The organism is Paenibacillus sp. FSL R7-0345, assembly GCF_038595055.1.
GTDB lineage: Bacteria > Bacillota > Bacilli > Paenibacillales > Paenibacillaceae > Paenibacillus_AQ.
This window is the reverse complement of sequence record NZ_CP152002.1, coordinates 1,886,754-1,901,306: the sequence shown is the minus strand read 5'-3', so window position 1 is coordinate 1,901,306 and position 14,553 is coordinate 1,886,754. Positions and strand designations below refer to the sequence as shown.

Genomic DNA, 14,553 nt, shown 5'->3' with positions numbered 1-14,553 from the left:
TTCCACATAGGATATTCCCCCGTTATGATGTAATTGTGATGGTTAGTAATACTGTTCAGCAGCGCGGCAGTCTAATACTGCTCCAGCGCTTTGAGGACCTCTGCAGAATGGCTGACGCTCCCGAATACGCCTCCCTGCATTTTGACCATTTCCAGTGCAGCCTGATGATTGCGGGGATCAGTAGCTCCGGTGCAGTCCTCCAGGATCAGACATTCATACCCCCGGTCGTTCGCCTCCCGCATAGTGGTGTGGACACATACATCGGTTGTGATGCCTGTAAGAATCAGATGGGTGATTCCCCTGTTCCGCAAAATCAGGTCAAGGTCCGTTGCGTAAAAACTTCCCTTGCCGGGCTTATCAATAATAAATTCCCCGGGTGCGGGTGCAAGCTCCTCAATAATCTGCCAGCCGCGTTCGCCCCGGACAAGAATCCGTCCTGCAGGACCAACAGATCCGATCTCTGCCCCGATCTGCCTGCTGCGCCACCTTTTGTTGGCAGGCAGATCGGATAGATCCGGCTTATGCCCTTCCCTCGTATGAATGACGGTGAAGCCATCAACACGGCGGATACGCTCAAGCAGCTGCTGAATGGGCTTAATTGCCTTAGCCGTCAGAGAAAGGTCGTAACCCATCTGCTCTACGTACCCTCCCTTGCCGCAGAAATCGGTTTGCATATCAATAATCATGAGCGCTGTCTTCCGGGGATCCATGGCCCCGTCGTAAGGCCACACATAAGGTGATGCTGTGATCTGCATAATATCGTTTCCTCCCCTAAACAAGCACATTTTTTGCGTTAGTTTATATAACATTTGTTTTCGTTTCTTTCTTATGAGTTAGATTATATTACAACAAAACGGATATGTCTTCGTTTTTATTACAAGTTTTTTAGATATTATTTCGTATTTTTCTATAAATATAACACCTTATGTTATTTATGTTTACATAATGTGCATTCCTATACACAGTTTTACGTATGATTAAGTGATTTCAGAATACAGGACGTATAGCTGCACCGGAAAGCGGTAAACTGCACAGCCAAAAAAGCCGTCCAGGACATCAGGTCCCGGACGGCTTGCTGCAATCCAACACTTTACAGCTTCAAACTAATGTATTCACGCGCCCCATTCGCGCAAACAGATACCGCACTCTTTCGGCAGCAAATGTCTTGTGAGAAAAGTTAAAATAGACGCTGCTTATATTGGATAAGCAGCGTCTATTCCAATTGATTAATCAGTGGTCAGGCTCTTAGCCTGCTTATATCCGCTGCAGACGGCCGTCCAGCTTATAACTGCAACCTGCTTCAGCATGGATTACCGTCCGTTGCTCCTGTACGCGCACAGATACTGTACCAGTTGAATGAGTGCGCAGCACGGCCCTGACCAGCTGCCCGTCCGACCACTCAATGTCCGCTTCGATATTGCCTTTTGCCCGGAGCCCGGACACCGATCCGCTGCCCCAGGCTGCAGGAAGCGCCGGCAGAAGGCGGATCTCCCCCGGCCTGCTCTGGAGCAGCAGCTCTGCAATCGCAGCCGTCCCGCCAAAATTACCGTCAATGACGAAAATATTGCTTTCCGCTCCTGCGATACCGGCCTTGGAATAGGTAAGCAGATTATCGAAGCACAGCCCGCTGATCAGATGGGAAATATGCCTGTAAGCCCGTTCCCCGTCATACAGACGGGCAAAGTAAAGTGCAAACAGCGCTGCAGTAAACTCCACATCCTCCAGATCATCCTGCTGCATCCGGTTCTCCAGGGTGATCCTGGCCGCAGTACTCAGGTCAGGGGTCTCTTCCGGTGTAATCTGACTGGCAGGATATAGTGCGCTCAGATGGGAGAGATGGCGGTGCTCCGGCTGTGCTTCGGCATAATCCTCCAGCCATTCCTGCAGCTGGCCCCGGCTGCCGGTCAACAGCGGCGGCAGCTGGGCAATTGCCCCGGTCAGGCGTGCCTGCAGCTCTTCGTCCTGCTCCAGCAGCTCCGCTGCCCGCAGGCAGAAGGTAAACAGCTCGCGGATCAGCACCTGATCCAGTGTCGTCCCCATCGACAGCTGCCACGATTCCCCGCTGCTGTCAGGAGAGAAGCTGTTCTCCGGCGAATTGGACGGTCCGCTGACCAGCCAGCCCTTCTCCGGATGAACCGTCATGTAGCTAAGGAAGAAGGCTGCCGCCTCTTTAAGCACCGGATAGGCCTGGCGCTGCAGAAACTCACGATCCTGGCTGTATTCGTAATGCTCGATCATCTGGACAGCAAGCCATAGCCCCCCGGTGACATTCAGCCCCCACGAGGTCTCCCAGCCGGGAGCGGTAAAGCCCCAGACGTTGGAGAATACATGGGCTGTCCAGCCTTCACTCCCGTAAAAATCCTGTGCGCTGCGTTTTCCCGCCTGCGCCAGCCGCTCCAAATAACGCATCAGTGGCAGATGGCTTGCGCCCAGATTTACGGCTTCTGCCGGATAATAATTCATCTGGGTATTGATATCCAGATGATAATCACAGCTCCAGCCCATCCGGCAGGCTTCGCCGTCATTCCAGATGCCCTGCAGATGCAGCGGAAGCGGTGAATCCGCCCGTGAGCCGGCAATCATCAGATATCGCCCGTACTGCAGGAACAAGGCGAACAGGCCCGGGTCACGGCTGCCGTCCTCCTCAGCCAGCCTGCGGATGCGGCTGTCGGTTGGAATTACCGGAGCGGCAGCTTCACCCAGCCGGATGGATACCTTGGCAAATTCTCCGCAGTAATCAAGAACATGAGTTTCCCTCAATGCGGCGTAACCCTTAGCGGCAGCCTGTTCAAGACTACGGGCGCATTGCTCTTCCCAGCCTGCTGCCTGATCGGGATAATCCGTGCAGACGGTAAAGTATACGCGCGCTTCATCCGCCCCCGCGACCGTCCACCGGCCCTCCTCTATGGACAGCTTGCCTCCGGTAAGCTCCAGCCTGATTCTCCCTTCAGCCCATACCCCGCAGGTGCCGTCACTGTGTACCTGCTCGGTAGCCTGGCAGCGGAATTGCAGCGTATTTTCGTCCAGCCGGCTGATCGTGAAGGAATCCGTTCCGCCCCCGGCACCCAACGTAAAGGATACGCCGCCGGGCTGTCCGCTCCAGATTCTCGCGGCAATTACATCATCGGCATGGGAGGCAATTGCCTCCCGAAACAGTGTATATCCGCCGGGATACTGGCATTCGCTCCGGATGACCGCATGCTCCAGATCCAGCTCACGCCGGAACCGCAAGCCGTCCTCCTCCATTCCTTCAACCGGCAGGTCAAAAGAAAACTCCAGCTCACACAGCGCCAGATTCGTGCCGAAGTTCCGCTTCACAGGCTGCAGATGCTGCTTGGCAAGCCGGTCACCCTCTGCATAATTGCCGCTCAGAAAGGATCCGCGCATCTCTTCAAGCGCTTCCCTGCCTCCGAAGGGACCTGGAATCACTTCCTCCCGGCCGGACCAGTAGGTCACTTCATTCATGCTCCATACTTCACGCTGCGGGGATGCCATAATGACAGCGCCCATTCTTCCGCTGCCCGCTGGCAGCCCCTGCGACCAGCCTTCGGCAGGACTGGTGTACCATAACTTCAAATCACTCACTTGCACATCCTCCTGTCTGCTTAAACCCGAAACCTTTGGATACCGCTCAGGCTAAGTGGAAATTTGACATCTATTTCTCAATCAAACCTCGAAATGAGATTACTAATTGGAAAAACGTCACTTAAATCCATGAATTTCGCGCCATTAGCCGTTTTTGAGCTGAAATAAGTGACGTTTTTCCACCTAAATGGCCCTATCAATGAAAAACAATAGAACTAAGCAGCAAAAATCCAACTAGATATGAGAGGCGTGTGGAATGGGCAGACTACAACCTGCCACGCCTCATCCGGGCAGAGCCCGGCAGCCCTTTATACAATAAAACGTATGCGGAGCCTCAGCTGTGCAGCAGCTTCAGCACCCGCAGGCCCGTGCCGGTGCTGCGGCTGTCCCGGCGATCCGTATTGCGGATGGTAATCGACACTACGGCACGCGCCGCCTGCACCGGAAACATAAACGGCACCGGCCGGTAAGCACCCGGGCACCATTCATCAAACAGATTAACCTCTGTAAAGGCTCCGCCGTTCAGTGAATACTCAAAGATGCCCGTGTCCGGCCCGCACAGCAGGACAAGCCCGGCACACTGTCCGGTCACCTCAAAGCTGAAGCCGGCCGCCGGATCATCTGTCCAGGCATGCACGGTTGAGAACCGCCAGTTTATCAGCGGCTCACCGGACGGAAGCTCACTTATACAGAAGTCCGGGGAATACGAGGCAATGCTGCAATCCAGCATCTCTCCGTATTCATAGTTGCAGTGGACGAGCGGAACAGGCGGCAGAAGAAGATTATCTGCCGCCATTCCACTCGGTGAATTCCCTTCCAGCAGTGCCTGCTCCAGATACCTCCTTACAAAAGCGGCATACAGCGCATGCCCCTCATCCAGCGGGTGATAACCGTCAGGCGCGCATTGCTTCCAGTCCAGCCCGCCGGCCTGGATCATGTCATATACTCCCGCTGCACAGTCGACCGACGGGATGCCGTAATAGCCGGCCACCTCCTCATGCACCGCAATGTTGAACGGCTTGCGGCCGGTCAGGTTCTTATCGGCCGCCGTGTAGATGAAGATCAGGTCCATAAGCGGATTCAGCCGACGGCACTGCCGGACAATCCCCTCCATGCCGCGCACCGATTCCTCCCGGTCGCCCCCGTCATTCACGCTGAACTCAACGAACAGCAGGTCAGGGCTGCCCGCATGGAACACATGCTCCGCCAGCCGGTGGGCCCCGAACGAGGAATCGGTGCCGCCGACACCGGCATTGATGCAGCGCAGCTGGCGGCCTTCATACACCGACTGCAAGTACAACCCGGTCAGCGCCCGCCAGCTGGACGTTTCAGGCTCTGAAGCGCCGGCTCCTTCCGTAATGGAGCCGCCCAGAAAGGCAACGGTAAGCGGGGACCTTCCGGCAAGCTTCCTGCGCATGCCGGGCAGCCCCCGGCGCGGGGCAATGATATCATTGCCGCCGCTGCTCCGGTGACTCATCTTTTCACCTCTTTACCAGCCACTTAGGCTGTATGGTTATTTGGCTGAAGCATCATAAGCCTTTTGCAGAATTTCCAGGTACCGGTCCAGCTTCAGATCCTTCAGGCCTTTGACATAAGCATCCCAGTCCTTGTTCAGGTCCTTGTTGCCGGTAATAAACTGCAGCTCATTCTGCTCGATGTAATTCTTCAAATTCGTCTGCAGCATGCTGGCTTCATCAATTTCGGTTGGGTCAATCCAGATCGCCCAGAGAGGGAACAGCTCCTTCGGCTCATGACCTTCATAGAGCAGGGTCGCATCATAAAGTCTGCGTTCGTATCCGTTTGAGGCATAAATGTCGGTTCCCTGAACCCAGGTGTCGCGGTATTCCTTCGGCATATAGAAATGCCCCATGCCGCTCCAGCCCGCATTGCGCGGGGCTTCGCCTTCGGCTACCGGTATCGCCTTGATTACCGGCTTGACATCCTTGCCGAGAGCCACGTCTCCCTCAGCCGGATCGGTCCAGTCAATCCCCTTCATACCGCTGGCCGCATTGGTCTGGCCCTCCGGGGTGAACATGTAATCAACCATCTTGATCAGGGCAATCTGCGCCTCTTCACTGGCTTTGTTGGTAATGACGAACTTGGCACCCGGCGATACGCCGCCGGCATCATGCGTGGCGTAGGAGATACCCTGCGGTCCGGTGAGCGGAGCCAGCGGATTGTAATGCGCCGAACGGGTATTGCCTGCATCGATGTTAACAAAGATCGCCGGATGCATGCCCGCCCCCGCGCCGAGGATTTCGGCCTCGGCATTTTCACCGATTTTTTTGAAAGCCTCCGCATTCTGGGTAAAGGCTCCCGGATCGATCAGGCCGGCATCATACAACGATTTGATATAGGCCAGACCTTCCTTCCACTCCGGCTTGACCGCTGCAGACTCCACCTTGCCGTCCGTCAAATTCAGGTAATTGCGGTCATCGTCATAAACGAAGCTGTTCATGAGATAAGGGATAATGCGGACACCGAAATCTTCAGTTGATCCGCTCAGCGGTACTTCATCGGCCTTGCCGTTGCCGTTCGGGTCCTGTGTTTTGAAGGCCTCCAGCATCTGTTTGAATTCCTCTGTTGTCTTCGGCTCTTCCAGATTCAGCTTCTTCAGCCATTCCGTATTGATCCACATTTTGTTCGGGTAGGAGCAGTGGAAGCATTCGGCATACGCTCCCAGCCCGTAAATATTGCCGTCAGGCGCAGTAATCAGCGACTTCATCGCCGGTGTCTTTTCCATGGCAGCCTTGATATTGGGCGCATACTGCTCAATCAGGTCGTTCAGCGGAATCAGCACACCCTGCTGCCCGTATTTCAGTACATCACCCTGGGAGAACTCATCAATGTAGGCAGTCAGCAGATAAGCATCCGGATAATCGCCGCTGGCCAGGGAAATCTGGCGTTTCTCCTTGGCGCCGTCGGACGGATTGATCTGCCAGTCAAATTTGATATTAAATTTGTCCTGAATGAAGGTGGTGAATTTATTAGTCGGGATATCGATGCCTGATTCCTGGACAGCGAATACGCTGACCTCTACGGGCTGGGAAGCGCTCCCCGCATTACTGCTGCCGGATGCTGTAGCGGACGGGCTTGCTGTATTGTTGTTGCCCGAACAGCCGCTGAGCACCGCCGCACATACGGTAGCCAGCATTACGAAACTTGACAGACTTTTTCTCAAAGCAGATCAACTCCCTTTTTATTGTTGGACAAGGCCGAAATGTAAAAGTGCTGCTGTACCGGAAAAGGCCTCACCCCCTTGCCGCAGGCATGCTGCCTCAGCCCTTGACTGAGCCGACCAGCATTCCCTGTACGAAATACCGCTGTACAAAAGGATAAATGACCAGCACAGGCAAGGTGGCGACGACGATCAGCGCATATTTCAGCAGCTCCGCCATCTGCTGGCGCTCCACCATCGCTATTGCATCCATGTTCCCGGCACTGTTGTTCTGGATGATAATACTGCGCAGCACCAGCTGCAGAGGGAACAGATTAGCCGATTTCAGGTAGATCAGGGCATCAAAGTAAGCGTTCCACTGCCCTACCGCATACATCAGCACCAGCACCGCCAGAATCGGCTTCGACAGGGGCAGCACCACACTGAGAATAAACCGCATATCACTGCACCCGTCAATCTCGCTGGCCTCCAGCAGCTCCTCGGGAATCGAGGCCTGGAAGAAGGAACGGGCAATGATCACCTGCCAGACCCAGATGGCATTCGGAATGAGCAGCGCCCAGCGGGTGTCGATCAGATGCATCTCTTTTACCACCATATAGGTGGGAATCAGCCCGCCGCTGAAGATCATAGTGAAGGTAATGATCATCATTAACGTATTGCGTCCAAAAAAAGTTCTGCGCGACAGCGGATAAGCGATCATAACCGTCAGGATTACACTGATCAGCGTACCGGCCGCCGTATAAAATATAGAATTGCCATACCCGCTGATAATCTCGGGCGTATTGAACAGCACCCTGAAGCCCTTGAAGGAAATATCGACCGGCCAGAGCCAGACTTTGCCTGAGGTGACGGCTGCCGGAGAGCTGATCGAGCTGCTGACAATAAAGATAAGCGGATACAGCACAGCGATTACCACCAGGATAAGCACCGTGTACACTGCGGCCAGAAAGATCCGGTCACCGGCGGACTCTCTGATTTTGCGGGAAACTGCGGACGAAGCTGCCATACAGAAACTCCTCTCTTACCAGATACTGTTGCTGGTGATCCGCTTGGCAAGCCCGTTTACGGTTACCAGCAGCACCAGATTAATCAGTGAATTGAACAGTCCGACTGCGGTGGCGAAGCTGTAGTTGGCATTCAGCAGGCCGATTCCGTAGACGTACGTGGCAATAATCTCCGAATTGACAATATTGAGCGGATTTTGCAGCAGATAGACCTTTTCAAAGCCGATCGCCATCACATTGCCCACATTCAGAATCAGAATAATGACAATCGTCGGCACAATCCCGGGCAGGTCCACATGGCGGATTTTTTGAAACCGTGAAGCACCGTCCACCCTGGCTGCCTCGTAGAGCGTCGGATCGATTCCGGCGAGTGCCGCCAGATAGATCACTGCACTGTAGCCGGCCGTCTGCCAGATATCGGACCATACATAAATCGAGCGGAACATCCCGGGTTCGCCCAGAAAATTCACCGATTCCAGCCCGAAGAAATTGAGCGCAATATTGGCAAAGCCCAGGCGCGGTGCCAGGAACAGCATGATAATCGACACCATAACCACTGTGGATATAAAATAAGGCGCGAACGAAACCAGCTGGACAAACCGCTTGAACCGGCCGCCGCGGATTTCATTGATCATCAGAGCCAGCAGAATCGGAATCGGGAACCCGGCCAGCAGCAGGTAGCCGCTGAGCAGCAGCGTATTTTTGACCAGCGTCCAGAACATCGGATTTTCAAAAAACAGCCGGAAATGCTTGAGCCCGACCCAGGGGCTGCCCCAGATTCCCTTAATAACGTTGTAATCCTTGAAGGCCAGGACGGCGTTCGCCATCGGATAATACTTAAAAATAAGGAAGAACAGCAGCGGCGGGATGACCAGCAGATGCAGCTGCCAGTGCTTCATTATCTTTTTTCCGGCAGCCTGCAGTCTGGCCCGGCCTTTACTGCGGGGCACTGTCCGGCTGTGCAGGACGATTTCTTTTTGCAGGTTGATCTCCCCCCAAAAGTTTTATTAGCGTATACTTCAGTGATTAGCTTCGTACAAAACTCGCTTCGGAAGCATAGGCTTTGTTTTGTGATTTTTTGTGTGATAGCGTTTTCTACACGAGTTGATCATAGAGGATAACCGCGGTCCCTGAACAGGTACACTTCCGTATTTTGCGTACATTTCACCCTGTTTGCAGGGTGCAGCACTTCCCTGTACGGCCTCTATTCCACTGTTTTGTAAGCGAATACATATTGCTCCGGCAAAAATAATACGGCTGCATCCTCCATAACAGATGATGCAGCCGCAAACGCTAATTCATATATTAGCCTTACCGGAGCCCGGCCTCTATTCTGCCCCCGATTGCCTGTAAGCACTCGGAGAGATGCCTGTTAAACGCTTGAAGGCTCTGCGGAAGGAATGTGAGCTGTTATAGCCCACCTGGGCAGCTATTTCATCGACTGTATAACGGCTGTCCCTCAGAAGTACCGCTGCCCGGTCCATCCTTACCTTCACCAGATGATCGGAGTAATTGACCCCAGTTACCTCCTTGAACAGCTGGGAGATGTATTTTTCCGGCCGCTCCACATGCTCTGCCACCCGGTAGAGGGTCAGCTCGGAATCGGCGTACATATCCTCGGTATACTGATACATCTGCTTGACGATCAGGGTATGGGCCGCTTTTTTCTTATTCCCAATGTAACCGCACAGCTCCTCCATAACCGCCTGGAACTCGGCTCTGATCAGGTCCGGCGGCTCCGCAGAGCTGATGTCAATGATCCGCCGTCTGGCACCCTCGAAGACCGGGGATTCCATAAAAGCTTTCTGATCCAGCAGCTTGAGAAAGGTCCCCTTGATCTCCCCGATCAGCTGGTGCTTCATCTCAACGGACAGCTCCCGCTCCTCCAGATTCTGCTCGAAGGCCGTATCAAGAATACGCACCGCCTCCGCCAGCTCTCCGGCCCGCAGTGTACTGATCAGCCGCTGCTCTGTATCGAGCGGATAATAATAAGTGCTGCTGCTGTTCTCAAGCTGTGCTTCATGAGCCCAGAGAACCCCTTTATTGTTCGTATAGACAGCATACTCCAGCGCCTGCTTCGCCTGCTCGAATGAGCCGCTGACCCCGGTAGCCGATGGGAAATAATCCCCGAAGCCGGCCTGCACCGAGATCCGGTATTCCTTCAGGACGAACTGGGCCAGATTCTCCATAATGCCGGTAATACGGGCTTCCTGCTCCGGTCCCGCCCCCTGTTCTCCGCTGTGCGTAAAGAACAGGACGACGATTTTATCAGAGCCCAGATCCGTTACCGGCAGGCTTCCGGCCATGGATACAAACGCCTGCTTCACCAGCAGCCTGGCCGCGTTCAGCTCATTCAGGATTTCCACACTGTCCATGCCGTTATATCCGCTGATCAGGATCACTCCCGCATAACCGGCTCCCTGATCAAGGCCGATATCAGCCTGGGCGGCTGCAGAGGCGATTTCTTCCCGCGACTCGAATTCCCCGGCAATCAGCCGCTTGACAAAAGCGTCCCGCACCAGCGGAAGCTGGCGTGTAAGCTCGCTTTCCAGCAGCCTGTTCTTGGAAATCATATCGGCGATATTACCGCTCAGGAAATCGAATTCGCTCTGCTCCGCCGATTCCTCCTTGCCGAACTGTTCCTTCATCACGCTGAGCAGCCGGTTGATCGGCGCACTGTTGCGGTATGCCAGCACCAGCCCGGCCAGCAGGCCGAGGAACAGTGTGCCTCCAGTTATCAGCCAGGAGGTATACTTGATTCTGTTGGCATTCTCCATCAGGCTGCTGCGGGGAATGCCCGCCTGGTACACCCAGCCGTTCGTATCTGAAGTGGTCGTAATGACCAGATCGTTCCGGTAAAACTGGCTGACTCTGCCGGGATCAAACGAAGCGTCTGCATGCAGGTCCTCCATATAGGATTCATCCTGCCCCTGCAGCACAATCGTCCTGCCCTGCGCATCGCTGATATGGACCCAGCCCCCATAGCGTTCGGTCAGGCCGGAGAGGAGACTGGCAATAATTTTTTCGTCAATGATTACGACCACTACGGCAGGCGACGAATCATTGAAGCTGTCGAGCGGCAGCGACTGCATGTAGGTAATGACCGAGGTCTGCACACCTTTGCTGACAAAGGAGCTGAGCGGACTGATTTCACTGCGGTGTGTTTTCTGGAGCACCTCCGTCCGCCACTTTTCAAGCGGCAGCTCATTATAATGATAGATTTCATAATAATGCTCCGGACGGTAGGAGGAGCCTGAGGTCAGCACCAGGTCATAGTTGGCGAGATAAATATAATAATCCTGCAAAAAATCATTGGTCTGTCCGAAGGTGAGCACATTGCGCATCGTTCTCCAGATCCCGTAGACATTCTTTTCCCCGCTTCTTTCATTCAGCAGCACGTTCAGCTCCGGGTTAATCGCCAGCTGCCGGGTCAGCCCCTCCACTTCAGCCATCCGGCGCTCCAGCAGCTCCTGGCTTTTCTGCAGCTGGATCACGCTGTTCTCAATGGAGATGGATTCCGTTACGGAAATGGAGGTACGGTATGACATATAACCGCCAATGCCGGGAATGACCAGAATCACCATATAAGAGATCAGAAATCTGCGGAATACCTTGGAGTACTTGAGCATGGCTTTATTCCCCTCCCGATTGTTAGCGCTATCATTATATAAGCTTAAAACAATTTGCCCGGCAGTCAAGTCCCGAGTCGGACGCAGCCCTATTTGAATCCGCAATAGTCCATCATAAGCTTAACCTATCCGTAGCCTATTCTATTGCAGCTTCCGCAGCACAATGCCGGATTTCTGCAGCTATCCGGGCCTTGGCTGCCCGGCGAAAAAAGGAGCCGCTGCCGGCTCCTTTTCGCTTTCATTCCTTGTATTTTTTCTCATGCTCGTGCTTAACTGTACCCATAAAAAGCATTATTCGCCCAGTTCCTCACCGCCCCCGCTCTTTTCCGTGTAGGTGTGATCCATCGAAGCCTCCAGAATATCCCCGAAGGCCCAGTGGGTCAGCGGCACATCGCTCCAAGGGGAGACTGCCGCACCGGATAACGGGCCTCTGCCGAGCGCCCTGTTCACGGCAGTTACTGCTTCAGCGCGGGTTACCGCCTGACCGGGGCGGAAGGTGCCGTCGGCATAGCCTTTCAGGATGCCGGCTCCCTGCGCCTGCCGGATAGCGGATTCAGCCCAGTAACCGACGCTAACATCGCTATATCCGGTCCCTGGCGCTGCCGTAAGGTTCCCGAGCAGCACGATCAGGCTGGCAAATTCCGCCCGGGTAATCTGCCGGTCCGGCTTGAAGCTGCCGTCCGGATACCCGTTCATCAGCCCCATAGCGGCTGCACCGGTTATGGCCTCTGCGGCCCAGTGACCGGCCTTTATATCACTGAAGGCTTGTGCTGCTCCCGCGCCTTCACGGCCGGATGCCTTAACCAGCAGCGCTGCCATTTCTGCCCGCGTAATCTTCTGCTCCGGCTTGAATAATCTGTCCGGATAGCCGCTGATATAGGCTTTATGCTGCTTCGCGGCATCCTGATCTGCCGCCGGTGACGTGCTTGGCACCGGGGATGCGGAAGGCGATGCCGCCGGGGAGGCCGTTGCTGCCGGGACCCCGCCCGGAATAGCCGTCACCGGTGACGGAGCTGCTGTCGGCGCCGGAGTTGCTGTAGCAGACGGCCCAGGCGTAGGCTGCCCGCCCGGATCTGTAGGCCCGCCGGTTCCGCCGCCGACAATATAGCTGAGCTGGTCAATGAGCATCAGGCTGCCTGAGGCTTTAACCGCCTTCAGCACATGGACCCCGCTGCTTAGGTCCGTCAGGCTGAAGAGCTTTTGCAGGACCTGCCGCTCACTGCCGGCGGCACTGACTGTCTGGATAAATTCACCATCCAGATAAATATCCATGTCGCCCAGTTCAGGCCCCTTAGGTCCGCTCATGGTGATGCCGGTGCCGCTGAATGTATACTCCAGATAATCCCCGTCGGCTTCCGTATAGTGGACATCGTTCAGGTAATCTCCGTTAAAGGCAAACGTGAGCTGCAGTGTGCCATCCGGCTGTGCAGCCAGATACTCCGGCTTCACTGTTACCGTGTCGCCTGTAAGTGTATAATCTGTCCCTTCAGCCAGTGTATAAGTACCTTGTCTGATACCGCCGAACAGGGAAGGCTGGCTCAGCAGCTTCACCTCCAGTCCGGCTGGGGCAGACTTGTCGAAGACAGCCGCTACCGGATTGATCAGATCGGGAATTTCCACCTTGAGCATATCCAGCAGCATGAAGCTGCCTGATTTCTTCACCGCCTTCAGGGTATGAAGCCCTTCCGGCAGTCCTGTAATGCTGTACAGGTTCTGCTGGGCCAGACGGCCGTTATTGTAGGCACTGACCGTCTCCTTGAATTCTCCGTCAACATAAATATCCATGTCGCCCTGGGAGGCGTCTTTTTCGGTATACAGCTGAATGCCCGTACCGCTGAAGGTATATTCGAAGAAGTCGCCATTCTGCTCGGCGTACTGCACATCATCCTTGTAATCGCCCATCCCCCGGCCGGTGCTGCGTGACCAGGAGCCGTTGTAAACAATAGCCGGATCATCATTGTTGATGAACGAATAGCGGACCATCGCTGAGCCCTTGATGTTTATCTCAAGCACGGCGCTGGCTCCTCCGTCGAACATGAAGGTCAGCTCCGCTATACCTGAAGGCAGATTATACAGATAATCCCTGCGGATGGTGATCCCGTCCCGGCTTACTGTATAGTCTCCGCCTTTTGCCAGCACGGCCGTGCCGTTTCTGACCTCCAGCAGCGAATCACTGCCTGCCGGAAGCGCAACCGTCACATCCGCCTGTCTGCCCGGCGCTTTATCAAATTCTGCTGCTGCAGGATCTAACAGCCGGCTGACGCTGATTTTCAGCGCATCCAGCAGCATGTATTGGCCTGAGCCCTTTACTACCTTCAGCGTATGCTCTTCATCGGCAAGTCCCGACACACTGTAGACAACCTGCTGGGCTTCCTTGTCCCCCGGCGTATAGGTGCTTACCGTCTGCGGGCTGGCTTCATCGTCCAGATAGACTAGGATATCCCCTTGCGAGGGATCCTTTTCCGTCAGCAGATCGATACCCGTTCCCTTGAAGGTGTATTCAAAATAATCGCCGTCCGTCTCGGTGTAGTGGACATCCCCGCGGTAATCCCCGTGGGTTCTGCCTGACTGCGAGGACCAGGCTCCGCTATAGGCAATGCTGCTGTCGCTGTCATTGATATAGACCGATTGCGTTACAGTGCCGCCGGGCTCAGTCGGATTACCTCCGCCGGGGGACTGCGCTGATTCCGAAATGGTCACCGCAATGTCCTGAGCGGCCGGAGTCTGCTCCTTGCCGCCGTTCCGCTTCCAGGAGCCGGTGTAGCGGACATTCGTATCATCATCGTTGACAATAGAAGTTCCGCTTGCGGCCGTAACCTTGAGCAGCCTTGAGGCATGCGGCTCCAGCGGTCCGCTGCTGAAGCCGGTTCCGAATGTACCCAGCTCGCTGCGGCTCCACAGATCGCGGACAGTGGCCGGTCCTTCCAGGCCGATGTCGCTCCAGCGCACATCCACCGCAGCGCTGCGGCTGCCGAGATTGAACAGGGCCACATTGTATGTCCCGTCACCGTTATTGGCATACCACACCTGCTGCTGGCTGTTCGTGGACACCGGATGCGCCGGATGTCCGGCCTGGTTGACGGCGATGACCTCCTCATTGGTCAGCAGTTGGCGCTGGACCGCCACGATATCTGGTTCGAGCTGTCATGGGCGCTTG

At 55.0% G+C, this 14,553-nt stretch carries 8 protein-coding genes; all 8 read right to left on the bottom strand.

The features are described 5' to 3' along the window. Positions 1-71: 71 nt before the first annotated feature. The 8 genes from NST84_RS07995 to NST84_RS07960 all read right to left on the bottom strand — a co-directional run bounded on the left by NST84_RS07995 (position 72) and on the right by NST84_RS07960 (position 14,522). A complete protein-coding gene (locus NST84_RS07995) occupies positions 72-755 on the bottom strand; it encodes an isochorismatase family cysteine hydrolase (RefSeq protein ID WP_342565072.1) in 684 nt (227 codons plus the stop codon). 499 nt (positions 756-1,254) lie between these two features. Then, positions 1,255-3,585, bottom strand: a complete 2,331-nt coding sequence (locus tag NST84_RS07990; RefSeq protein WP_342565071.1) for a glycoside hydrolase family 95 protein — start codon at positions 3,583-3,585, stop codon at positions 1,255-1,257. 334 nt (positions 3,586-3,919) lie between these two features. Further along, entirely contained in the window at positions 3,920-5,062 is a 1,143-nt protein-coding gene (locus NST84_RS07985) for an SGNH/GDSL hydrolase family protein (RefSeq protein WP_342565070.1), read from the bottom strand. A gap of 36 nt (positions 5,063-5,098) precedes the next feature. Further along, entirely contained in the window at positions 5,099-6,766 is a 1,668-nt protein-coding gene (locus NST84_RS07980; protein ID WP_342565069.1) for an ABC transporter substrate-binding protein, read from the bottom strand. A 97-nt stretch (positions 6,767-6,863) separates the two neighbouring features. Continuing rightward, positions 6,864-7,769, bottom strand: a complete 906-nt coding sequence (locus tag NST84_RS07975; protein WP_342565068.1) for a carbohydrate ABC transporter permease — start codon at positions 7,767-7,769, stop codon at positions 6,864-6,866. A gap of 15 nt (positions 7,770-7,784) precedes the next feature. Continuing rightward, complete coding sequence (locus tag NST84_RS07970; RefSeq protein WP_342566374.1) at positions 7,785-8,666, bottom strand: ABC transporter permease subunit; 882 nt, start codon at positions 8,664-8,666, stop codon at positions 7,785-7,787. 429 nt (positions 8,667-9,095) lie between these two features. Next, complete coding sequence (locus NST84_RS07965; RefSeq protein WP_342565067.1) at positions 9,096-11,396, bottom strand: helix-turn-helix domain-containing protein; 2,301 nt, start codon at positions 11,394-11,396, stop codon at positions 9,096-9,098. A gap of 291 nt (positions 11,397-11,687) precedes the next feature. Then, a complete protein-coding gene (locus NST84_RS07960) occupies positions 11,688-14,522 on the bottom strand; it encodes a X2-like carbohydrate binding domain-containing protein (RefSeq protein WP_342565066.1) in 2,835 nt (944 codons plus the stop codon). Positions 14,523-14,553: the final 31 nt, after the last annotated feature.

What these genes read in the sequence shown, in the direction of transcription:
- NST84_RS07995 (WP_342565072.1), bottom strand. Translation starts at nt 755, where the DNA reads ATGCAGATCACAGCATCACCTTATGTGTGGCCTTACGACGGGGCCATG.
- NST84_RS07985 (WP_342565070.1), bottom strand. Translation starts at nt 5,062, where the DNA reads ATGAGTCACCGGAGCAGCGGCGGCAATGATATCATTGCCCCGCGCCGG.
- NST84_RS07975 (WP_342565068.1), bottom strand. Translation starts at nt 7,769, where the DNA reads ATGGCAGCTTCGTCCGCAGTTTCCCGCAAAATCAGAGAGTCCGCCGGT.
- NST84_RS07970 (WP_342566374.1), bottom strand. Translation starts at nt 8,666, where the DNA reads ATGAAGCACTGGCAGCTGCATCTGCTGGTCATCCCGCCGCTGCTGTTC.
- NST84_RS07965 (WP_342565067.1), bottom strand. Translation starts at nt 11,396, where the DNA reads ATGCTCAAGTACTCCAAGGTATTCCGCAGATTTCTGATCTCTTATATG.